Annotated in this window: 21 protein-coding genes and 1 rRNA gene; 19 read left to right on the forward strand and 3 right to left on the reverse strand. The window is 50.8% G+C overall.

All coding sequences use genetic code 11. The features are described from left to right. Genes AC9UCN_RS03170 through dapF form a run of 4 tightly spaced genes read left to right on the forward strand, consistent with a single transcriptional unit; the run spans position 1 to position 3,799 of the window. Positions 1-489, forward strand: a complete 489-nt coding sequence (locus tag AC9UCN_RS03170; RefSeq protein WP_509523601.1) for a regulatory protein RecX — start codon at positions 1-3, stop codon at positions 487-489. Between the two features lie 5 nt (positions 490-494). Beyond that, positions 495-1,964 carry a tRNA (N6-isopentenyl adenosine(37)-C2)-methylthiotransferase MiaB gene (gene miaB / locus AC9UCN_RS03175; protein ID WP_509523603.1) on the forward strand — a complete coding sequence of 490 codons (1,470 nt, stop codon included), beginning with the start codon at positions 495-497 and terminating at the stop codon, positions 1,962-1,964. Next, positions 1,964-2,908: a tRNA (adenosine(37)-N6)-dimethylallyltransferase MiaA gene (miaA, locus tag AC9UCN_RS03180; protein WP_509523605.1), complete on the forward strand. Its 945-nt coding sequence runs from the start codon at positions 1,964-1,966 to the stop codon at positions 2,906-2,908. The genes miaB and miaA overlap by 1 nt, the downstream gene beginning before the upstream one ends. Before the next feature lie 9 nt (positions 2,909-2,917). Further along, the gene (gene dapF, locus AC9UCN_RS03185) at positions 2,918-3,799 is read left to right on the forward strand and encodes a diaminopimelate epimerase (protein ID WP_509523607.1); all 882 of its coding nucleotides are present in this window, start codon (positions 2,918-2,920) and stop codon (positions 3,797-3,799) included. On the opposite strand, the gene AC9UCN_RS03190 is transcribed toward dapF, so the two are convergent. Then, positions 3,796-4,407 (reverse strand): class I SAM-dependent methyltransferase, encoded by a 612-nt coding sequence (locus AC9UCN_RS03190; RefSeq protein ID WP_509523609.1) that lies wholly within the window; start codon positions 4,405-4,407, stop codon positions 3,796-3,798. The two genes, dapF and AC9UCN_RS03190, sit on opposite strands and share 4 nt — an antisense overlap. Before the next feature lie 41 nt (positions 4,408-4,448). On the opposite strand from AC9UCN_RS03190, the gene hflX reads away from it, so the two are divergent. After that, positions 4,449-5,915, forward strand: a complete 1,467-nt coding sequence (hflX, locus tag AC9UCN_RS03195) for a GTPase HflX (RefSeq protein WP_509523611.1) — start codon at positions 4,449-4,451, stop codon at positions 5,913-5,915. Here the strand turns inward: hflX and lexA are convergent. Then, positions 5,901-6,572, reverse strand: coding sequence for a transcriptional repressor LexA (gene lexA, locus AC9UCN_RS03200; protein ID WP_509523613.1), 672 nt, complete (start codon positions 6,570-6,572; stop codon positions 5,901-5,903). The two genes, hflX and lexA, sit on opposite strands and share 15 nt — an antisense overlap. Positions 6,573-6,746: 174 nt before the next feature. Between lexA and AC9UCN_RS03205 the strand changes: the two genes are divergently transcribed. The 3 genes from AC9UCN_RS03205 (at position 6,747) to AC9UCN_RS03215 (ending at position 8,687) form a co-directional block, all read left to right on the forward strand. Continuing rightward, positions 6,747-7,067: a LysM peptidoglycan-binding domain-containing protein gene (locus AC9UCN_RS03205; protein ID WP_509523615.1), complete on the forward strand. Its 321-nt coding sequence runs from the start codon at positions 6,747-6,749 to the stop codon at positions 7,065-7,067. A 67-nt stretch (positions 7,068-7,134) separates the two neighbouring features. Next, positions 7,135-7,917, forward strand: a complete 783-nt coding sequence (locus AC9UCN_RS03210; protein WP_509523617.1) for a HisA/HisF-related TIM barrel protein — start codon at positions 7,135-7,137, stop codon at positions 7,915-7,917. After that, the gene (locus AC9UCN_RS03215; protein ID WP_509523619.1) at positions 7,914-8,687 is read left to right on the forward strand and encodes an SseB family protein; all 774 of its coding nucleotides are present in this window, start codon (positions 7,914-7,916) and stop codon (positions 8,685-8,687) included. The genes AC9UCN_RS03210 and AC9UCN_RS03215 overlap by 4 nt, the downstream gene beginning before the upstream one ends. Here AC9UCN_RS03215 and AC9UCN_RS03220 read toward each other — a convergent pair. Then, positions 8,680-9,018 carry a DUF1844 domain-containing protein gene (locus AC9UCN_RS03220; protein ID WP_509523620.1) on the reverse strand — a complete coding sequence of 113 codons (339 nt, stop codon included), beginning with the start codon at positions 9,016-9,018 and terminating at the stop codon, positions 8,680-8,682. The two genes, AC9UCN_RS03215 and AC9UCN_RS03220, sit on opposite strands and share 8 nt — an antisense overlap. A gap of 191 nt (positions 9,019-9,209) precedes the next feature. Here AC9UCN_RS03220 and infC point away from each other — a divergent pair, with 191 nt between their 5' ends. The 11 genes from infC to AC9UCN_RS03275 all read left to right on the forward strand — a co-directional run. Then, positions 9,210-9,836 carry a translation initiation factor IF-3 gene (gene infC, locus AC9UCN_RS03225; RefSeq protein WP_509523663.1) on the forward strand — a complete coding sequence of 209 codons (627 nt, stop codon included), beginning with the start codon at positions 9,210-9,212 and terminating at the stop codon, positions 9,834-9,836. Then, a complete protein-coding gene (rpmI, locus tag AC9UCN_RS03230; protein WP_506558340.1) occupies positions 9,837-10,031 on the forward strand; it encodes a 50S ribosomal protein L35 in 195 nt (64 codons plus the stop codon). A gap of 28 nt (positions 10,032-10,059) precedes the next feature. Continuing rightward, a complete protein-coding gene (gene rplT, locus AC9UCN_RS03235; RefSeq protein ID WP_509523622.1) occupies positions 10,060-10,443 on the forward strand; it encodes a 50S ribosomal protein L20 in 384 nt (127 codons plus the stop codon). Positions 10,444-10,449: 6 nt separating this feature from the next. Next, a complete protein-coding gene (locus AC9UCN_RS03240; protein WP_509523623.1) occupies positions 10,450-11,244 on the forward strand; it encodes a TrmH family RNA methyltransferase in 795 nt (264 codons plus the stop codon). An 18-nt stretch (positions 11,245-11,262) separates the two neighbouring features. Then, on the forward strand, positions 11,263-12,303 hold the full coding sequence (gene pheS, locus AC9UCN_RS03245; protein ID WP_509523625.1) for a phenylalanine--tRNA ligase subunit alpha: 1,041 nt from the start codon (positions 11,263-11,265) through the stop codon (positions 12,301-12,303). Next, positions 12,303-14,801: a phenylalanine--tRNA ligase subunit beta gene (pheT, locus tag AC9UCN_RS03250; protein WP_509523627.1), complete on the forward strand. Its 2,499-nt coding sequence runs from the start codon at positions 12,303-12,305 to the stop codon at positions 14,799-14,801. Before pheS ends, pheT begins: the two co-directional genes overlap by 1 nt. A 44-nt stretch (positions 14,802-14,845) precedes the next feature. Next, complete coding sequence (gene argF, locus AC9UCN_RS03255) at positions 14,846-15,775, forward strand: ornithine carbamoyltransferase (protein ID WP_509523629.1); 930 nt, start codon at positions 14,846-14,848, stop codon at positions 15,773-15,775. Positions 15,776-15,828: 53 nt separating this feature from the next. Next, a complete protein-coding gene (locus AC9UCN_RS03260) occupies positions 15,829-17,025 on the forward strand; it encodes an argininosuccinate synthase (RefSeq protein WP_509523630.1) in 1,197 nt (398 codons plus the stop codon). Beyond that, positions 17,015-18,415 (forward strand): argininosuccinate lyase, encoded by a 1,401-nt coding sequence (gene argH, locus AC9UCN_RS03265; RefSeq protein ID WP_509523631.1) that lies wholly within the window; start codon positions 17,015-17,017, stop codon positions 18,413-18,415. Before AC9UCN_RS03260 ends, argH begins: the two co-directional genes overlap by 11 nt. Further along, positions 18,415-19,701, forward strand: a complete 1,287-nt coding sequence (gene tyrS / locus AC9UCN_RS03270) for a tyrosine--tRNA ligase (protein ID WP_509523632.1) — start codon at positions 18,415-18,417, stop codon at positions 19,699-19,701. Before argH ends, tyrS begins: the two co-directional genes overlap by 1 nt. A gap of 496 nt (positions 19,702-20,197) precedes the next feature. Beyond that, positions 20,198-21,107 (forward strand): 16S ribosomal RNA (locus tag AC9UCN_RS03275); the annotation flags it as partial.

Below are 21,107 nucleotides of genomic sequence, written 5' to 3' on the forward strand. Positions count from 1 at the left end.
ATGCTCTCCTCAGTGGATAACTTAGAAGAGCGAGCTAGAAACATCGTCTTGCGGCTACTTGAAAAAGGCCCTAAGTCTTCGGCTCAACTTCTAGAGGTTTTGGAAGCTAATGAGATTCCGATTGAGATCGCCAAGCCTCTAATCGAGCGATTCACCGAAGTAGAGCTAATCAACGACCAGGTCTATGCCCAGGATTTAGCTGATGCCAGCCGCCGCACCAAGGGCCTGGCACGCTCCATGGTCAAGCGCAAGCTTGAAAGCAAGGGCCTTGATCGAGAACTAATCAATCAGGTCGCCTCCGAGATAACTGACGAGGACGAGCTAGCTGTTGCCACAGAGCTTGCAATCAAGCGCTACGGGCAGCTTTCACACTTGGATTCCGATGTGAGAAACCGCCGATTGGTTGGATTCTTGCAAAGGCGAGGTTTTGGCTCCAGCATTGTTTTTGCTGCCATTAGGGAAGCGGAGTCCCACGCGGTAAAATCGTAAGCCTGATGCTTACCAAAACTCGCAGCTACGAGGTTCGAACCTACGGCTGTCAAATGAACGCTCACGACTCTGAGCGCATTTCTGGTCTGCTTGAAGACGCTGGTTACCTGCCTGGTGAAACCGGGGAGTCGGATGTTGTGATCTTCAACACCTGCGCCGTCCGCGAGAATGCGGATAACAAGCTCTATGGAAACCTCGGAACCCTCCTTGCCAAAAAGGAGGAGGACCCGAACTTCCAGATCGCAGTTGGTGGTTGTCTAGCTCAAAAAGATCGTGACTTGATTATCAAAAAAGCCCCTTGGGTTGACGTGGTGTTTGGCACTCACAACATGGGATCCCTGCCGGTTCTCTTAGAGCGAGCCAGGCATAACCGCGAAGCCCAGGTTGAAATCATCGAGGCGCTGGAGACTTTTCCGTCCGACCTACCCACCAAGCGCGATTCGACCTATTCGGGCATGGTTTCTATTTCGGTGGGCTGTAATAACAGCTGCACTTTTTGTATTGTCCCAGCCCTTCGCGGCAAGGAAAAAGATCGTCGGCCCGGAGAAATCCTTAGTGAGATCAAGGCCATGGTCGATGACGGGGTTATCGAGATCATGCTGCTTGGCCAAAACGTTAACACCTACGGTGTTGAGTTTGGCGATCGCGGAGCCTTTGCAAAGCTACTTCGGGCATGTGGCGAAATTGAGGGACTAGAGCGGGTTCGGTTCATTTCTCCTCACCCTGCTGCATTCACCGATGACGTAATTGAGGCCATGGCCGAAACCCACAACGTCATGCCACATCTTCACATGCCACTGCAGTCTGGTTCGAATTCAATTTTGAAGGCCATGAAACGCAGCTATCGAACTGATAAGTATTTAGGCATTCTGGATCGGGTGCGAGCGGCTATGCCAGAAGCATCTATTACTACTGACATCATTGTTGGCTTCCCGGGCGAAACCGAGCAGGACTTTCAAGACACTATGGAAATTGCTACTTTGTCTCGATTCACGATGGCATACACCTATCAGTACTCGAAGCGCCCTGGCACACCGGCTGCCACGATGCCCGATCAAATCTCTAAAGAGGTGGCTCAAGAAAGATATGAGCGTCTAATCGAGCACGTGAACGCCATCGCCTGGCAAGAAAACAAGAAGCAGATTGGCAAGAGCGTCGAGGTGTTGGTTGGAAACCACGAGGGCCGTAAGGACTCGCAAAACAACCGACTCAGCGGCCGAGCACGAGATAGCAGACTGGTCCACTTTGAGCTCCCGGCTGGCGAAACCGAACCAAGACCAGGGGATCTAGTCACCGTCCAGGTAACTGACGCCAAGCCGTATTTCTTGCTGGCAGATCAGCCAGCAGCTGGATACGCAATGGTTGCAACGAGAGCTGGCGATGCATTCGATCTTCTTGAGGCCGCATCCTGCGCCGTTGACCCAGTTGCCAGCAAAGGCGTGAGCATCGGTCTTCCCACCTTGAAACGAAAGTAATGCCAGCGCAACTAATTGCTGTTGTTGGTTCGACCGGCACTGGTAAAAGCGAACTGGCTATTCGAATTGCTGAAGCCATGCGCCAAGAAGGTCAAGAAGCTGAAATAGTCAACGCGGATGCCATGCAGCTCTATAAAGGTATGGACATTGGAACCGCTAAGTTGCCAATTGCTGAGCGACGAGGAATAGAGCATCACCTAGTTGATGTGCTGGAGGTTACGCAAGAGTCAACGGCAGCGGAGTATCAAAAGATTGCTCGAGCTAAGATTCTAGAAATTCAATCCCGTGGCGTTATGCCAATTTTGGTTGGCGGTTCGATGCTTTATGTTGCTGCGGTTCTAAATAACTTTGAGTTTCCGGTTCGGGACAAGGATCTGCGCGCGAGCCTCGAGCAAGAGCTTCTTGAACTAGGTCCCAACGCCATGCATCAAAAGCTTGTTGAGCTCGATGCCAGTGCTGCCAGTCGCATTGACCCAGAAAATGGTCGCCGAATTGTTAGGGCACTTGAGATTGTCACACTTACCGGCGAACCATTTGCCGCAGCTTTGCCAGATGAAATTGAGCCCTGGCAAGAGGCTCTTGAAATTGGCTTACGAATAGATCGCGAGATACTTGTTGCCAAGTTAGCGGAGCGGGTGCGGGGGATGTGGAGTAAGGGAATGGTTGAAGAAACCCAAAGCCTAGTTACTAAGGGACTGCGTGAATCGGTCACCGCCGGTTACGCCATTGGTTACGCACAAGCACTAGCTCAATTGGATGGCGAGCTTAGCCAAGAGCAGGCAATTGAATCAACCACCAAGTTGACACAAAAATATGCCAGACGCCAGATGTCTTGGTTCAAGCGTGACACCCGAATCAACTGGCTCGATGCCTTAGATCCAGAGGTAACCAATTTGGCTATTGCTCTGGTTCGAAGTCACGGCCTCCTTGCTTCTCGCCCGTAGGCTTGGAGCATGACAAGTATCTACTTCACCAAGGGTCACGGCACCGGAAACGATTTCGTGCTGGTTTTAGATGCTGAAGGTGAGCTATCTCTTAGTTCAAAACAAATAGCCAAGATCTGCGACCGTCGCTTTGGCATTGGTGCTGATGGATTCATCAGGGTCGTGAAGTCAGCAAAACTTCCAGAAGGTAAAGAGATTCTTGAAGTTGAACCGACGGCCATTTGGTTCATGGACTATTACAACGCCGATGGCAGTGCCGCTGAGATGTGTGGCAACGGTGTGAGAGTGTTTGCTAGGTACCTACTTGATCGTGGGCTCGCTAAAATCGAAGGCGGCTCTACTCTTGCCGTTGGCACCAGAGCAGGCGTCAAAGATCTCACTCAAGGCTCCAATGGGTTTGCTGTTGATCTTGGTAGATGGAAGCTCACAAGTGAGTTCACCGTGGAAGCTAGTGGAATTGAAGTAGCAAGGCCTGGCCAGGGAATCGAGATAGGTAACCCCCATGTTGTGGTCGCCCTATCGAGTGATTCAGAGCTGAAGCAACTAAAGCTCTTTGAAGCACCAATTGTTGAGCCAGCTCCAGCAAATGGAGCGAACGTGGAGTTTGTGGTTCCAAATGAGCCGATGATTAGAGATGGCGTTGGTTACTTCTCCTTTAGAGTCCACGAGCGCGGGGTTGGAGAGACGCTGTCGTGCGGAACCGGTATCGCGGCTACCGCGCTAGCCACTAGGTACTGGGCAGGAGCTTCCGCTCCTAATCAGTGGCAAGTGCAGGCTTTGGGTGGGGTGGTTTCGGTTCGTATGTTTGCAACTGAAGACGGTGAGCATGTATCAATAAGCGGTCCTGCGGAACTTACCTATGACGGCGAAATAGATCTAGCAAGCCTTTAGGCGGTTCGTAGTACCTTTAGGATTCGGTAAGTCTTGACCGAGGTTAGCCTCGACACCTCGAAGCCATCAACCAGTTTTTCGGTCAGCCATTTCTGCAACGAATCGGAGCCAAGGTTCTTCTGAACTACCAAATATGCAGATGCGTTTTTCTCCAAGCGAGGAAGCCACGATAGAAGCAGCTCGTGCAGCTCCTTTTTTCCGATTCGAATCGGTGGGTTCGACCAAATTCCAGAGAACATGAGCTTTTCTGGCACCGAGTCCGGTGTGGCGGTTTCAATGTTCTCAAGCCCAACGATTTTGGCGTTTTCGGCTGTTAGTTCGAGCGAGCGGTTGTTTACATCTACCGCCCACACTTTGGCCTTGGGGCTGTGCTTGGCAAGGTTTAGGGCGATGGGCCCCCAACCGCAACCTAAGTCAAGAATGTTGCCATCTTTGGGAGCTAATTCGAGGTGGTCGATTAGAACTGAGGTTCCAACATCGAGGCGCAGGGGAGAGAAGGTTCCAGAGGCTGTGCTTACTTTGAAAACCTCACCAGCAACATCGAGCTCAATTTGCTTGGGCTGGTATTCGCTTTTAGGTTCCTGGGAAAAGTAGTGATCCGAGGACATGGCTTCAATTTATCCCAATTCTGATTACTAGTGTTAGTTGGATGGAACCAGAATCGGAGCAATCAGTGTCGATGATTGACCGCATTCTCGGTCGAGACAAGAAAGCTGTCACGACCACCTTCGACACCGCAGGGTTTGATGGTGATCAGCTCGATTTAGAGGAGCGTTCAGCGCTTCGACGTGTTAGTGGTTTATCCACTGAACTTCAGGACATCACCGATGTTGAGTATCGCCAGCTCAGATTAGAAAAAGTCGTCCTGATAGGAGTCTGGGGAAGGGGCACTGTCCTAGAAGCGGAGAATTCACTTCGTGAGCTTGCAGCCTTGGCTGAAACAGCAGGTGCTCAAGTTCTTGACGGGTTATTGCAGCGTAGAGCATTTCCTGACCCGGCAAGTTATCTAGGTAAGGGTAAGGCGCAGGAACTAAAAGCAATTGTTGCTGCCTGCGAAGCAGATACGGTGATTGCCGATACTGAATTGGCCCCAAGCCAAAGAAGAAACCTTGAGGACATTGTCAAGGTCAAGGTGGTTGATCGAACCGCAATCATTTTGGACATCTTCGCCCAGCACGCAAAGTCAAGAGAAGGTAAAGCACAAGTTGAGCTAGCTCAGCTCGAGTACCTGCTTCCGAGGCTTCGCGGTTGGGGTGAGTCGATGTCGAGACAGGCCGGTGGTCAAGTCGGTGGCGGAGTTGGAATTGGTTCGCGAGGTCCTGGTGAAACCAAGATCGAACTAGATAGAAGGCGCATCAACACCCGGATGGCAAAGCTTAGAAAGCAAATCAAAGAGATGGCTCCCGCGAGAGCAACCATGCGCTCCTCCAGGTCAAAAAACGAGATCCCAGCTGTCGCCATCGCCGGATACACCAACGCTGGTAAGTCGTCCTTGCTCAACCGAATCACTAGAGCGGGAGTGTTGGTCGAGAATGCCCTGTTTGCAACATTGGACCCAACGGTTCGAAAGACCCAAACCGCTGATGGCCGCGAATACACGCTTGCTGACACCGTGGGATTTGTAAAGGACTTGCCGCATCAACTGGTTGAGGCCTTTCGCTCAACTATTGAAGAGATCGCCAACAGCGACCTGGTGGTGCACGTCGTTGACGCTTCCCACCCTGATCCTGCTGGGCAGATCCAGACTGTGCGAAATGTCTTGGCCGAGGTCGATGCTCAAAACGTGAAAGAGCTACTGGTTTTCAATAAGTGCGACTTAGTTGATTTAGAGCAGCAGATAGCCCTTCGTGGAATGGAGCCCGGAGCAATTTTGGTATCCGCAGCATCTGGTGAAGGTATTCCTGAGCTGCTTGAGAAAATCGAGGGATTGCTGCCAAGGCCGGAGATTTTGGTTAGGGCGCTGATTCCTTACTCAAGAGGAGATCTAGTTTCGAGAATCCATTCAGAAGCACGGATAGTTAGCGTGATTCATAAAGATGATGGAACCTTAATGGAAGCTCGCGTCAAACCTCAGTTAGCCAGCGAGCTAAATGCCTTTTTGTTAGATGCTTCTTAGAACAGCAACTACTTTTCCAAGAATGACCGCACGGTCTCCAAGGATTGGCTCAAAGCTTGAGTTTCTTGGTAGCAACCAAGTGTGACCATCGCGCTGCTTGAAGGTTTTCACGGTTGCTTCATCCTCTAGCAAGGCAGCAACTATGTCACCGTTGTCAGCAGTTTGTTGCTGGCGAACTACTACCCAGTCACCATCGCAAATGGCTGCGTCAATCATGGATTCACCAACTACCTTCAAGAGAAACAGGTCACCTTTTCCAACAAGTTGACGTGGAAGCGGGAAGATCTCTTCGATGTTCTGCTCTGCGGTGATTGGACCACCGGCGGCAATTCTTCCAACCATCGGAACCATCGCGGCATCGCCGATTGGAGTTACATTGTCAGGTTCTGAGCCGGCATCGCCTTCGTAACCTGGAACTTCGATAAGCACATCGATTGTTCTTGGGCGCTTGGGGTCACGGCTGATGTATCCGGCGAGTTCAAGTTGGTTCAGCTGATGGGTAACCGACGAAGGTGAGGATAATCCGACCTCATCGCCGATCTCTCTCATGCTGGGGACATAGCCCCGCTCGGTCTTGGATCTTTGGATGGCCTGCAGGATGCGTTCCTGCATGGCGCTAAGAGTGGTGGCGCGGCGGCTAGGCTTGCTGGCGTCCATAATGCCCCTTTCAGAGGTGCCCTATTGGGCTTTATCGAAACTGTATTCTAAAAATAGCCCAAAATCAAACATATTTTCGAATAATTGACAATATTCTTGACAAAATGTCGGTGGTTCCTTGTAATCTTGTTCTAAGTAGAACACTTGTTCGAATACCTCAGGAAAGGGAACCAAATGAGTACAGTAACTGCCCAGATTCACCCAATGAGCCCAAAGCGTAGAGCCCGCCTAGCCCGGACCCTGTTCGTGCTCAGTGCCCTAGTCATCATGATCGCTGGCCTGATCTTCAACCAAAGTGCCGCTGCGGTTGACCAAGGCTCCAGCCAAGCTACCGCCTTCAACTACATCTCCGTAATGCCAGGCGATAGTCTTTGGCAGCTAGCTGAGACTCACGCCAAAGGTCAAAACCAGCAGGACTGGGTTACCGAGATTATTTTGCTAAACAACCTGCAAAGCGCTGACCTAGTTGCTGGAGACAGGCTCGCGCTTCCTTAGTAGGTTTTGCTGCGGGCCGCTGATAAACCAAGGCGCGACCGTAAAAGCCTGGCGCTACTGTTAAAAGGTGAGTAGCCAAGATAGCAATTCAAGCCGCCAGGATACTGGAGCAGCTGGAGCACCCGAACTTTCCTCATTCGAACTGCTACCTGCAATAGATATTTCCAACAGCCTGTCTGTGCGACCTGGCAACGAGAACTCCCATGAGTCATTTGGCTCACCAATGGACATTGCTTCTGAGTTGATTGCCTCGGGAGCCAACTGGATCCACCTAGTCGATCTAGACGCCGCATACGGCAAGGGTGAAAACATACAGCTAATTTCTGAAGTGGTTTCGCGTTGCACTGGAATCAATGTGCAAGTATCCGGTGGAATCCGTGACCAGGAATCCCTTACAGCAGCCTTGCAAACAGGGGCCAGCAGAATTAATCTTGCAACCTCTGCGCTGATGGATATGCATTGGGTTAAGTCTGTGATCCCAACCCATGGCAAGCAGATTTCTGTTTCGTTAGATGTTTCAGGTTCAAGATTGGTTGCTCGCGGAAGTGGCGACGACGTGGGTGAGTTAGAACCCGTGCTACAGCAGCTAGAAGATTTGGGTTGCGCAAGATATGTCGTGACTGATGTCAAAAGAGACGGGTCTTTGAATGGACCCAATCTTGAACTGCTGGAACAAGTTCTTTCGCTAACTGGCAAGCCAGTTATTGCTAGCGGTGGCATTGCTGAACTTTCAGACCTAGAGGCCCTTGTGGGCCTGAGATCCAAGGGTTTAGCCGGCGCAATCCTTGGCAAAGCTTTGTATGTGGGGCGCTTTAGCCTCGAGCAGGCACTAAAGGTTGTTAACTCGTGAGCTACGAAATTAACCCAAATCGTTTATCGGATTCGGCTGGTGTTCCTTGGGAGGGTAGAGAGCTTGAAAAAAATCGTTTTGCTGGCGATGACGGCTCAGCACCAGAAGAATTTGTAACTGCTATTTCAGGTTTTCGATCAGGTGATCTTGGTCAGGCGGATGTTGTTGATGCCCTTAGGGTTTCGAGGCTACTGGTGCCACTGCTTGCACAACTTGGTGAATCTGAAATTGGAGCCAACGGTCTCAAAGTCGATAAGAGCGCAGAGCTTTCTATCGTGACCGTAAAGTCACCGGATGATCAGGATGCGCTCGTTGTGTTTTCTTCAGTTGCTGCCATGCAGCGCTGGAACCCAAGTGCCAGACCAGTCCCAACCGACGCCATCAGAGTTTGCTTAGCTGCTGCCTCGCAGCTAAGTACCAGGGTGGTTATTGACCCGGGCAGCGAGACCGAGTTTGTGATTCGTCGTCCCGCAATCGCTCGAATAGCACAGTCACTTGCTTGGCAACCAGCCGAGCTGACACCTTCAGTTAGGGAAGTTATCAAGCGCTCAGTTGCAAGCGAGAGTCAGGTAGTTGATTTTGAGCTTAGGTCTGCAGATCCAGAAGCGAAGTTAGCTGGCGCAGAATTAGAAGTTGCTCTCAAGTTAGTAAATGGATCAAGCCCTGCTGATGTGAGGCAGTTATTGGAGCGAGTTAGTAAGTACTGGGCAGAAAGTGAAGAGTTTGCACTGGCCGTGGACTCGGTTTCAATAAAGCTGTTGGCTAGTTAACTGGTCCAGTGAATTTCTCGCCTGGGCCTTGGCCCGGAGCGTCCTTGATTACGGAGGCTTCTCGAAAGGCAAGCTGGACTTGGCGCAGGGCATCTCTTAGAGGCCTGGCGTGGTGATCACCTAGGTCAGGAGCGGCTGCGGTAATCAGTCCAGCCACCGCAGTTATTAGCTTTCTGGCCTCATCGAGGTCGCCTTTTCGGCCATCGGCAGCTAGCCCACACTGGACCGCGGCCACGCTTAGAAGGTCTACGGCGTAGCGGCCAATGACCTCAACTGCCGGCAGGTCAGAAATCTCGGTGATCTGCTGGTCGATTTCGTCGTAATCAGACAACTATTCTCCTTCAGGGCGTCTCATGCTAGGCTATCCCATGGCTCCGAGGTCTTGTATCTCGGTCAGAAGTGGATTAGTTTCCCACCCGCGTCTTCCGCTAAATAGGTTGCCGGGTAAAGCTTTTTTGTTTCTGCTCCTTTGGGCAAGATGCTCCTTAGTGTGGCCTAAGTCATATCTGTATAGGAGTAAATATCAGCGATCCCCGCATCAATGACCGCATCAGAGTTCCCGAGGTTCGCCTCGTGGGTGCTCTAGGAGAGCAGGTTGGCGTTGTAAAGATTGAGGACGCACTGCGCATGGCGCAGCAAGCAGACTTAGACCTCGTTGAGGTCTCACCGCAATCCAGCCCTCCAGTTGCGAAGCTCATGGATTTTGGCAAGTTCAAATACGAAGCCGCACAGAAAATTCGTGAAGCCCGCAAGAACCAGGTCAACACTGTTCTAAAGACAGTTCGTTTTGGTTTGAAGATCGACGGTCATGATTACGGCACTAAGAAGGCTCAAATTGAGAAGTTTCTGAAAGCCGGCGACAAGGTGAAGGTGATGGTGGTCTTCCGAGGAAGAGAGCAATCTCGACCAGAGATGGGCATCAAGTTGCTACAGAAGTTGGCTGAAGAAGTTACCGAGTTTGGCGCAGTTGAATCGACACCATCGATTGACGGCCGAAACATGGTGATGGTTATTGGTCCACTTAGAAACAAAGCGGAAGCTAAGGCAGACGCCAAGAAAGCTGCGGATAAGGCTGCAAAAGCTGAAGCCAAAGCGGTAACAACCGAGGAAGTAGTCCTAGAGGCTGCTAAAGAAACAGGAGAGAAGTAAATGCCAAAGCAGAAGACCCATTCGGGTGCCAAGAAGCGTTTTCGCTTTACCGGTAGTGGCAAGCTCATGAAGCAGCAGATCAACATGCGCCACAACCTTGAGCACATGTCATCTAGACGCAAGCGTCGCTTGAACGCTGACCAGGTAGTTTCGGCTGCCGACTTCAAGACCATCAAGAAGCAGCTCGGTAAGTAACCGGCTCGAATTTTTTAGGAGTTAGAAAATGGCAAGAGTAAAAGGCGCAGTCAACTCGCTGAAGAAGCGTCGCGTTGTATTAGAGCGCGCAAAGGGTTACCGCGGACAGCGTTCCAGGCTTTACCGTATGGCGAAGCAGCAGATGCTGCACTCGCTGGTCTATGCATTCAATGACCGCAGAGCACGCAAGGGTGATTTCCGCAGACTGTGGATTCAGCGCATCAACGCTGCATCACGCGCAAACGGAATGACTTACAACCGCTTCATCCAGGGCTTAGGTCTTGCTGGTGTGCTAGTTGACCGGAGAATTCTTGCCGACCTTGCAGTTAACGAGCCAAAGACTTTCGCGTCATTGGTTGCAACTGCAAAGGCAGCACTTCCAAAAGACACCTCAGCACCAAAGGCGAGCTAGCCCAAAGTGATTCAAGACCCTTCGGCAGCGGAAATAAAAGGGGTCGCAAAACTTACTAAGAAGGAGTCCCGGTTAGAAACCGGGCTCTTTCTTCTTGAGGGTCCACAGGGTCTCAAAGAAGCCCTTCAAAGACCCAAGTTGATTGAAAAAATCTTTGCGACTGAAACATTTCAAGAAAAATACCCTGACCTGATTTCGCGCGCCGAACAGGCTCGAGTAACTCTCACGATTGTTTCGGATGCCGCATTGAAAGCCCTAAGTGACACCACAACTCCGCAGGGAGTAGTTGCTGTTTGTCAGCAGTTCCACGTATCCCTTGAGGATGTCTTGGCGGCCAAGCCAAAGCTGATTGCTTTTCTAGCCCAGATACGTGATCCAGGAAATGCCGGAACTGTTTTGCGCGCAGCTGACGCTGCGGGCGCGGATGCAGTTGTGTTTAGCAAGGGAAGCGTAGACATCTATAACCCCAAAGTAGTTAGATCAACAACCGGTTCGATGTTTCATCTTCCGTTTGTTGTTGAAGCAGACATCGAGCACTCCATTGCCTCACTCAAGCAAGCAGGGCTTCAGGTATTGGCAGCCGATGTCAATGGCTCCTCTCTTGCGGGTGTTGATACATCTTCCTTGGCTAGTCCAACAGTTTGGCTTTTTGGTAACGAGGCTTGGGGTCTAGAGCCAGAGGTAGCAGCTCTTGCTGACGCTTTGGTTCAGGTGCCTATTTATGGTGCCGCTGAGTCACTAAATCTTGCGACAGCTGCCAGCGTTTGCCTATACGCGTCAGCCTTTGCCCAGAATGGCTAATCGCTACACTTATTATTTATGGCAAGCTCAGAGGCAATATCCGCGGCAGAGGTTCAATCTGCCACTAAAAACGCCCTCGATCAAATAGCTGGAGCCAGTTCTATGGCGGATCTGAAGAAGATCCGAGCCGCAGTCTCTGGAGACTCTTCCGCCCTTGCAAGCCTTAGCGCCAGGCTAGGAAAATTGCCAGCTGATCAGAAAGCCGAAGCTGGAAAACTAGTTGGATCGTCCAGGGCCCAAATCGCCGAAGCTTTTGAAAAGCGCGAGAGCGCGCTTTCCCTAGAAGAAGAAAAGCTCCAGTTGGCGGGGGAGTTCCTAGACGTAACTGCCCTAGCAAGCCCAGCACGCCTTGGGGCCAGACACCCACTTAGCCTGCTGCAAGAAAAGATATCCTCCGTCTTTGTCGGCATGGGTTGGGAAATAGCCGAGGGACCAGAGCTTGAAAGCGAGTGGTTCAACTTCGATGCCTTGAACTTCGACGAAGACCACCCAGCTCGTGCGATGCAGGACACATTCTTTGTTGAGCCAATGGATCAAAAGCTAGTGCTTCGCACCCACACCTCCCCGGTGCAAGTGCGATCAATGCTAGATCGCAAGCCACCGATTTTTGTGCTGTGCCCTGGAAGAGTCTTTAGAACTGACGAACTTGACGCTACTCACACACCGGTGTTTCACCAGGTTGAGGGATTGGCGATTGATAAAGGTTTGAGTATGGCAGATCTTCGCGGGACACTGGAGCACTTCGCTCGCATCATGTTTGGTGAAGAAGCAAAAATCAGATTGCGTCCTTCATTCTTTCCATTCACCGAACCATCGGCTGAGCTAGACGTTTGGCACCCTGGTGCCAAAGGCGGCGCTCGCTGGGTGGAGTGGGGCGGTTGCGGAATGGTTAATCCAAATGTGTTGCGCGCTAGCGGAATTGATCCAGAGGTTTATTCAGGTTTTGCATTTGGAATGGGAATCGAACGCACCCTGATGTTTAGAAATGAAGTTACCGACATGCACGACATGGTTGAAGGCGACATTCGTTTTTCTAAGCAGTTTGGGATGGTGCTCTAATGAGAGCGCCACTTAGTTGGATTGCTGAATACGCATCTTTACCAAAGGGCTCAACCGCAGAGTCAGTAATGGAAGCTTTGGTAAAAGTTGGATTAGAAGAAGAAGGCGTTCACAGCTTTGATCTTTCTGGGCCAATAGTTGTTGGAGAAGTTCTTGAGTTCGTCGATGAGCCACAATCCAACGGCAAAACAATTCGCTGGTGTCAGGTAAGAGTTGCGCCAAAGGGTAAAAAGGCAGCCGATGGCGGCGCGGATGTTCGGGGAATTGTTTGCGGTGCTTCAAATTTTGAATCCGGAGACAAGGTAGTTGTTAGCTTGCCAGGCGCGGTGCTGCCAAATAACTTTGCGATTTCAGCTCGCAGCACTTACGGTCACATAAGCGATGGAATGATCGCTTCGGGAAGAGAGTTAGGTCTTAGCGATGATCACGATGGCATCCTAAGACTTGCATCGATTGGCCTTGATCCAGAAGTTGGCACAGACGCAATTGAGTTGTTGGAACTAGCCGACACCGCAGCCGAGGTAAACGTTTTGCCAGATCGCGGTTATTGTCTTTCGATTCGTGGCATTGCCAGAGAGTATTCGCATGCCACAGGAAGTAGTTATAAGGACCCAATTACTCTTGCGCCGCTAGTCAGGGGCGATGGCTTTGGGCTGAAAATCACTGACTCTGCGCCAATTAGAGGCAGAAAAACATCGCAGAGTTTTGTGCTTCGCACTGCAGTAAATGTTGATGCCACAAAGGCAACTCCGACCTGGATGCGCTCAAGACTAAAGTTGTCTGGCGTTCGATCCATCTCACTCGCAGTTGACATCACAAACTACGTAATGCTCGAGCTTGGTCAACCGGTCCACGCTTATGATCTGGACAAGATCAAGGGTGGCTTGGTTGTCCGCCGCGCAACCAAAGGTGAAACACTCAAAACTCTTGATGGACAGGTAAGAAAGCTACACGAAGAAGACTTGCTGATTACCGATGACTCCGGGCCAATTGGACTAGCTGGAGTAATGGGTGGATTCTCAACTGAGGTTTCTGAATCCACTAATAACATTTTGATTGAAGCAGCGCATTTTGATTCAGTTTCGGTGGCGCGCTCAGCAAGAAGGCACAAGCTATTTTCGGAAGCATCCAAGCGGTATGAACGCGGTGTGGACCCGAAAGTGGGAGAGTATGCAGCCGCAAGAGTGGTGCAACTACTGGAGCAGCTAGCTGGAGCCAGTGCTGGAAAACTTGGAGCAACCTTTACCGACCTAACCAAGCAGCCAGAGATTTTGCTACCAAAGGGTTTTGCCGCTGCGTTAGTAGGCGTTGATTACAGCGATGATGAAATCACCAAGGTGCTTTCAGAAATCGGTGCGGTGACAGCCAAAGACACTTCGGGTCTAAAAGTGACACCTCCAAGCTGGCGACCAGACCTTGTTGACAAGACAGATCTAGTTGAAGAAATCGCCCGAATCTTGGGCTACGACAGAATTCCAAGCAGATTGCCAATTGCTCCTCCAGGAAAAGGACTTTCTCGAGCCCAGCAGTTTAGATCTGGTGCTCTAGATGCCCTAGCAACCGCAGGATACGTTGAAGTACTCAGTTACCCGTTTGTTTCCGCAAACCAAAATGGCTGGTTCCAAGATGCCAAGCAGGCGGTAACCCTTGCGAACCCAATTCAAGAAGAAGCAGGGCAGCTCAGGTTGTCCTTGATTCCAGGTCTAATTGAAACCGCTAAGAGGAACCTGTCTCGTGGCTTTACTGATTTGGCTCTGGTGGAACAAGGCTCGGTGTTCTTTTCCGTAAAGCAAACAAAAGTTTCTTTCCCAGATACGTCTTCTCGCCCAAGTGAAGCCGACATAAAGGCGTTGAGTGCGAGCATTCCATTGCAACCCAAACATCTAGCCGGAATCTTCCTTGGTAATAGATGTGACGCTCAGCCTGGTCAGAAGCAAGTTCGCTTTGGTGTCCAGGACGCTCTTTACGCGGCAAAACTTGTTGGCCAGGCAATTGGAGTTTCGTTTGATATCAAGCAGGCGGAACCAACCGGATATCACCCTGGAAGATCTGCCGAACTACTGGTAGGAAACAAGGTTGTGGGATTTGTTGGAGAGATTGCGCCAGCAATTACTAAGCAAGCCGATTTACCAAGAACAGTTGGAGTTTTTGAAATTGATTTGGATGCGCTGCTAAACGCAGCCCCTGAATCGGTTGTTGCAAAACCACTTGGCACATTGCCTGCCTTGACCCAGGATCTTTCTTTGGTCGTAGGCCTTGATGTTCCAGCACTGGAGCTTATGAACACAGTTCGAGAAGGTTGCGGCGAGCTTCTTGAAGATGTCTCACTGACCGACGACTACCGCGGAAGCAACATCGCCGAAAACTCTAAGTCGCTCACTTTTGCACTTCGCTTTAGAGCAATGGATAGGACTCTTACTCAGGTAGAAGCTTCTGAGGCCAGAGACAGAGCGGTTGCTCTTGCAAGCAAGAGATTCAAGGCTGAGATCAGGGCTTAGCTAGTTCCGTTAGGCGCATTTGGCAAAGGTAAAGGATTAAACACATGACCAGACACTTTCTGCGTGATGATGACCTAAGCCCTGCTGAGCAGGCGGAGATTCTAGATCTGGCAGCTTCACTGAAACAAGACCGTTTCAGCTCAAAAGTTTTTGTGGGACCCCAAACTGTTGCGCTAATTTTCGACAAGCCATCAACTAGAACCAGAGTTTCTTTCTCGGTTGGGGTTACAGAGCTTGGGGGAGCACCGCTTGTTATTGACTCGGCAACAAGTCAATTAGCTTCTAAAGAGTCGGTCGCAGATACTGCAAGGGTTCTTGATCGGCAAGTGGCGATGATTGTTTGGCGAACTTTTGCCCAAAGTGGACTTATTGAGATGGCCCAGAACTCCAAGGTGCCGGTAATCAATAGCCTTAGTGACGAGTTTCACCCCTGCCAGGTACTTGCGGATCTGATGACCATTCGCGAAAAACTTGGAAGCTTGCAAGGAAAAGTTTTGAGTTACATCGGTGACGCTGCAAACAACATGTCACACTCTTACTTGCTTGCTGGTGCAACCGCCGGAATGAAAGTGCGAATCGCTGGGCCATCGATTTATCAACCAAATGCCAAGGTTTTGGAGAAGGCAAAGCTGATTGCGGCAACAACTGGCGGCTCAGTAGATTGCTATACCGATCCGAAGCTCGCTTTGGTCGATAGCGATGTGGTGGCAACAGATTCTTGGGTATCGATGGGTCAGCAAGATCAAAGGGCCGAGAAGATTGAAGCTTTTGACGGTTTCCGACTAGACGCCGAATTGCTAGCCATAGCAAAACCATCAGCCATCGTGCTTCATTGTCTACCTGCTTATCGAGGCCTAGAAATTACCGATGAGGTGCTTGAGGGCAGCCAGTCGGTTGTTTGGGATCAAGCCGAAAATAGGTTGCACGCCCAAAAGGCGCTTATGGTTTGGCTCGCTCAACGAGCTAAAGCCTAAGATTGAACTAGATTTCCCCGCTTTGGGGAATCACTTGAGCTTGTAGGAGCAAAATGGCCCAACGTGTTGTCCTGGCGTATTCGGGCGGTCTAGATACCTCGGTTGGAATCGGTTGGCTCAAAGATGCTACCGGTAAAGAAGTAGTCGCCATGGCCGTTGATGTCGGCCAAGGCGGCGAAGACATGGGAGTTATTCGCCAGAGAGCTCTTGATTGCGGCGCTGTTGAAGCCGTTGTTATCGACGCTCAAGCAGAGTTTGCCAGCGACTACATAATGCCGTCATTGAAGGCCAACGCTTTATACCAAAAGCGGTACCCGCTGGTGTCGGCGATTTCTAGGCCCTTGATTGCAAAGTATCTTGCCAAAACAGCTCACGAGCTTGGCGCTGACACCGTGGCCCACGGTTGCACCGGTAAAGGTAACGACCAGGTTCGATTTGAAGCATCCGTTGCAGCATTGGCTCCCGAGCTTGTCTCAATTGCCCCAAACCGTGACTTGGCGCTAACTAGGGACAAGGCCATTGAGTATGCAGCAAAACATAATTTGCCGATCGAACAATCTAAAAAGAGCCCGTATTCGGTGGATCAGAACGTTTGGGGACGAGCTGTGGAGACTGGGTTACTAGAAGACCCTTGGAATGCACCGATCGCAGACATCTATACGTACACCCAAGACCCAGATGTAGTGAGGGACCCAACTGAGGTAATCATCAAGTTTGATGAGGGAATCCCAGTTGAAATTGATGGCGTTCGATACAGCCCGATTGCCATGATCAAAAAGATGAATGAGCTGGCAGGCCACCACGGCATTGGAAGAATTGACATTGTGGAAGATCGACTGGTGGGCATCAAATCCCGAGAAATCTATGAAGCACCAGCCGCGATTGCTTTGATTCAGGCCCATGAAGAGCTTGAGAACCTAACTCTTGAGCGCGATGTGAATCGCTTCAAAAAGGGCATTGAAGATAAGTGGGCCACGATGGTTTACGAAGGCCTGTGGTTTTCGGACCTGAAGCGATCGCTCGATGTTTTCATTGACCACACTCAGCGCTACGTAACTGGTGAGGTTCGCCTCAAACTTGCTGGCGGTAGGGCAGTAGTTACCGGGCGCCGCTCCGAGCAGAGCCTATATGATTTCAACCTGGCTACCTATGACACCGGGGATAGCTTCGACCAGTCACTAGCCAAGGGCTTTATTGAGCTTTGGTCACTTCCAAGCAAGATTTCGGCAAGGCGTGCCAATGGCAAATGAAAATAGTCCAGGTTCTCTTTGGGGTGGCAGATTCAATGGCACTCAGGCAGAGTCTGCCGCAGCCCTTGGACGATCTACTCACTTTGATTGGCGACTAGCCACTTTCGATATCGCTGGATCTAAGGCTCACGCTAAGGCCCTGTTTTCTGCAGGGTATCTAAACAACGATGAAGCAGAGCGGCTGACCAAGGTGCTAAACCAACTGCTTGAAAGAGTTCAATCCGGCAGCTTCACACCAAAGCCACAGGATGAAGATGTCCACTCGGCGCTCGAGCGTGGACTAATCGAAATCGCAGGTGCCGAGCTCGGCGGAAAGCTGCGTGCTGGAAGGTCACGAAACGATCAGATCGCGACCTTGATTCGCATGTATCTTCTTTCGGAATCCAACGTGATCGAAAAGCTAGTTCTTGAGTTGATTGCGGTTTTGATTGCACGCGCCGAAGAGCACCTTGGATCCTCAATTCCCGGTAGAACTCATATGCAGCACGCACAGCCAGTTCTGCTTTCGCACCACCTGTTGGCCCACGCCTGGCCACTAACTAGAGATCTAGAGAGATTACGCCAGTGGCGCTCGCGAGCGAACTTATCGCCATATGGAGCAGGCGCGTTGGCTGGTTCCAGCCTTGGCCTCGATCCACAACTGGTTGCAACCGAGCTTGGTTTTACCGGCACCACGCAAAACTCGGTTGATGGAACGGCTTCTAGAGATGTTGTTGCTGAGTTTGCGTTTATCTTGTCGATGATTTCAATTAACTTGTCTCGTTTCGCCGAAGAAATAGTGATTTGGGCTACCGAAGAATTTGGCTACATCAAACTAGACGACGCCTATTCGACTGGCTCTTCGATCATGCCGCAAAAGAAAAATCCAGACGTTGCAGAACTTGCCCGCGGAAAATCCGGAAGACTTATTGGAAACCTGACCGGACTGCTCGCAACCTTCAAAGCACTGCCGTTGGCATACAACCGAGACCTGCAAGAAGATAAGGAGCCAGTTTTCGATTCGATCGACACTCTGGCACTTCTTCTTCCTGCATTTACTGGAATGGTAGCCACCATGAAATTTGATCTTGACCGCATGGAGCTTTTGTCCTCGTCTGGATTCTCCCTGGCAACCGATGTTGCCGAATGGCTCGTGAAGAAGCAAGTTCCGTTCCGCGAGGCACACGAAATCACCGGCAAGCTAGTTGCTTACTGTGAGGCTAACAATCTTGAACTACACCAGGTGCCAGATGCAGATCTTGCAAAGATTTCTAGATCACTTACCGGTGAGCTAAGAGAAGTGCTATCTGTTTCTGGGTCCATCAAGTCTCGCTCGGGCGTGGGTGGAACATCGCTTCCTCGAGTCCTAGAGCAAATCACCGAGCTAAAAAGAAGTTGGGCCAAAAACTAATGACTCTTTCAAATCAAGCCAATGACAAGTCCTTCGCTGGGATTTGGGAAGAACTGAAGTGGCGTGGACTCATCTCGCAATCCACTGACGAGGCCGAACTATCCAAAAAACTCAACTCGACCTCGGTTACTTTTTATATCGGCTTTGACCCAACGGCTGCAAGCTTGCACCTTGGAAACTTAGTTCAGCTTCTGGTTATGCGAAGACTGCAGCTTGCAGGTCACAAGCCGATCGTTCTAATTGGTGGCTCGACCGGATTGGTGGGGGACCCTCGTCCAACTGCCGAGCGAGTGCTAAACGATAAAGAAACTGTCACTGCATGGGTTGAGAAACTTTCTAAGCAGGCTTCGAGGTTTGTGGACTTTGAAGGTTCTAGCGCTGCCAAGCTTGTGAACAACATGGACTGGACCCAGTCGCTTAGCGCGATTGATTTCCTTCGTGAAATTGGCAAGCACTTCAGGGTTGGAAAAATGCTTGCTAAGGATGCGGTTAGCGCCAGATTGAATTCCGAGCACGGCATTAGCTACACCGAGTTCAGCTACCAGATTCTGCAGGGCTATGACTTTTTGGAACTGTTCCAGCGTCACAATTGCACCATGCAAATCGGCGGCTCGGATCAGTGGGGAAACCTAACGTCGGGTTCTGATTTGATTCACAAAGTTACCGGCTCCAGCGCACAGCTTCTTGCAACACCGTTGATCACCAACTCGGATGGCAAAAAATTCGGAAAGTCTGAAGGCAATGCCGTTTGGCTGGATGATTCCATGACTAGTCCATACGCTTTTTACCAGTTCTGGCTGAATGTAGAAGACGCCGATGTAGTTGACCGACTAAAGGTGTTCACATTTTTGACCAAGCAAGAAATTGATGAGCTGGCCAAGAATGTGGCGAGTGAACCGCACCTTCGGGAGGCCCAACGGACCTTGGCCCTAGAGGTGACCTCCATTGTTCATTCCAGGCAAGCTGCCTTGGCCGCGATCGAGGCCTCCAAGGCCCTGTTCGGCCAGGCCGCGCTGACAGACCTTTCAGAGGCAGATCTTCGTTCAGCCCTAGCTGAGCTTCCCAGCGTGAATGCTCCGATTGGGTCCTCAATAGCCCAGTTACTGGTGGATTGCGGGCTGGAGGCCAGTGTTTCAGCCGCCAGAAGGGCAATTCGTGAGGGTGGGGTCTACCTCAACAACGAAAAGGTGCTCGACGAAACCCAAGGATTGGATCAAATGCTGCATGGGAATATCGCTGTTTTGAGACGCGGAAAAAAGACCCTCGCGGCAGTGTTTTTGGGCTAGGGAATCTTTCCAGAAACCCTTTATTTTCAAGGGTTTGATTTGACTTTAAGCCCGTCCACAGCGTAATCTTGTGAGGTTGCCCAAAGCTTGGATTTCTGCATAGAAATCCGGCTCAAGTACAGCCAATCTAAGTCGAAATAAGGGATTTTTGTCCCCTGTTTTCGTCTCTAAGATTGAAGGTCCGTAATCTAAAAAAGAAGTAAAACTTTTTAAAGTTTTTTCGACTCTGGAAGATTACGAATCTGGATATCGCCCTGGAGATTTCTTTAGTTAGAAATTCCCAAGCGCATCCGATCCTTGAGAACTCAACAGCGTGCACAATGTCGATGCCAAGAACCTCTTGGCTTTATTTGGCTTGCCAAATGAAGTGAAGAGAACAAATTGGATTAGACAGATTGTCAGACAATCTGATTTAGTCAGATCAAATTGATTGCCCCATTTTCCGGGGCATTCGTTCTAGTTTGCTTTTCGAGCTTGCTCGAGAAGCTGCTTAACTTTTACGGAGAGTTTGATCCTGGCTCAGGACGAACGCTGGCGGCGTGCTTAACACATGCAAGTCGAACGATGAAGCTGGAGCTTGCTCTAGTGGATTAGTGGCGAACGGGTGAGTAACACGTGAGCAATCTGCCCTTGACTCTGGGATAACTGCGGGAAACTGTAGCTAATACCGGATACGACACCTTGGGGCATCCCGAGGTGTGGAAAGAATTTCGGTCAAGGATGAGCTCGCGGCCTATCAGCTTGTTGGTGAGGTAAAAGCTCACCAAGGCGACGACGGGTAGCCGGCCTGAGAGGGTGACCGGCCACACTGGAACTGAGATACGGTCCAGACTCCTACGGGAGGCAGCAGTGGGGAATATTGCACAATGGGCGCAAGCCTGATGCAGCAACGCCGCGTGAGGGATGAAGGCCTTCGGGTTGTAAACCTCTTTTAGCAGGGAAGAAGCGAAAGTGACGGTACCTGAAGAAAAAGCACCGGCTAACTACGTGCCAGCAGCCGCGGTAATACGTAGGGTGCAAGCGTTGTCCGGAATTATTGGGCGTAAAGAGCTCGTAGGCGGTTTGTCGCGTCTGCTGTGAAAATCCGAGGCTCAACCTCGGACCTGCAGTGGGTACGGGCAGACTAGAGTGCGGTAGGGGAGATTGGAATTCCTGGTGTAGCGGTGGAATGCGCAGATATCAGGAGGAACACCAATGGCGAAGGCAGGTCTCTGGGCCAATACTGACACTGAGGAGCGAAAGCGTGGGGAGCGAACAGGATTAGATACCCTGGTAGTCCACGCCGTAAACGGTGGGTGCTAGTTGTGGGCCACATTCCACGTGGTCCGTGACGAAGTTAACACATTAAGCACCCCGCCTGGGGAGTACGGTCGCAAGACTAAAACTCAAAGGAATTGACGGGGGCC

The organism is Rhodoluna sp., from assembly GCF_036721215.1.
Classification (GTDB): Bacteria; Actinomycetota; Actinomycetes; order Actinomycetales; family Microbacteriaceae; genus Rhodoluna.